1 protein-coding gene is annotated in these 1,173 nt (G+C 59.2%); it reads right to left on the bottom strand.

Going from position 1 to position 1,173, the window contains the following annotated elements; genetic code table 11:
- Window positions 1-30: 30 nt before the first annotated feature.
- Window positions 31-1,050: an IS110 family transposase gene (locus E8M83_RS22630; RefSeq protein ID WP_137175619.1), complete on the bottom strand. Its 1,020-nt coding sequence runs from the start codon at window positions 1,048-1,050 to the stop codon at window positions 31-33.
- Between the last annotated feature and the right edge of the window lie 123 nt (window positions 1,051-1,173).

Below are 1,173 nucleotides of genomic sequence, written 5' to 3'. Positions count from 1 at the left end.
CCTGCCGGGAGTCGTGATTGACCGTGCCGATTACGCGGCAGCGAAATCGACACGGAACTCAAGGTCACGCGCCAGAAGCGCCCACACTACTCTGGCATTTTTGTTCGCCAACGCGACGGCGGCCACGTTCTTGCTACGCCGTCCGAGCAGACGATGCAACCAGTCTTGTTTGGGCTTGCCTTCCGCATAGCGTATGACGGCCCTGGCACCATGGATCAGCAACGTTCGCAAGTAGGTATCGCCACGCTTGCTGATACCGAGCAAATTGGATTTCCCTCCCGTCGAATGCTGCTTGGGAACCAGGCCCAGCCACGCCGCTAGTTGCCGACCGTTCTTGAAGTTCTTAGCATCGCCAACCGAGGCGACAAGTGCGCTGGCGGTGATCGGCCCAATGCCTGGAATTTTCTCCAGCCGCTTCGACAGCGCATTCGAGCGATGCCAAGTCTGGATCTGCACTTCCAGTTCGCCGACCTGGCGGTCCAGCTCTTTCAACTGTTCGAGTAATCGCATGATCAGGATCTTGAACGCACCTGGAAGGTCGTCGCCGGCCTCGTCGAGCAACAGCGGCACGCGCTCGCGGACGAAGCCCAGACCCTTGGGGATAATCAGTCCGAACTCGGCAAGCATGCCGCGGATCTGATTGCCTTGCGCAGTGCGCGCCTTCACGAAACCTTGCCGAGCCCGGTGTACAGCCAGGATCGCCTGCTGCTCGACGTTCTTGATCGGTACGAAGCGCATGTTCGGACGCTGCACCGCTTCGCAGATCGCTTCGGCATCAGCTGCATCGTTCTTGTTGGTCTTGACGTAGGGCTTGACGAACTGCGGAGCCATCAGCTTGACCGTGTGCCCCATCGCCTCTAGCTTGCGCGCCCAGAAGTGCGCGCTGCCACATGCTTCCATGCCGATCAGGCAGGGCGACAGATTGGCGAAAAAGCTCGCCATCTGGTCGCGCTTCACCTGCTTGCGCAGGCATTCCTTGCCAGCCTTATCGACGCCGTGGACCTGGAACAGGTTCTTTGCCAGGTCGATGCCAATTGCGGTAATCTGCATGATGACGCTCCCTCTCGTTCAGGTGGTGTTCGACACTACCACTTTGGCACATTTGATGCCGTAGAGTGGGGGCGTCCATCCCATTGGGTAAGAACGCACTCCTTCCCTGCACAACCGCCGGAT

The organism is Massilia sp. HP4 (assembly GCF_005222695.1).
Classification (GTDB): Bacteria; Pseudomonadota; Gammaproteobacteria; order Burkholderiales; family Burkholderiaceae_D; genus Telluria.
This window is presented reverse-complemented; position numbering and strand designations above follow the sequence as displayed.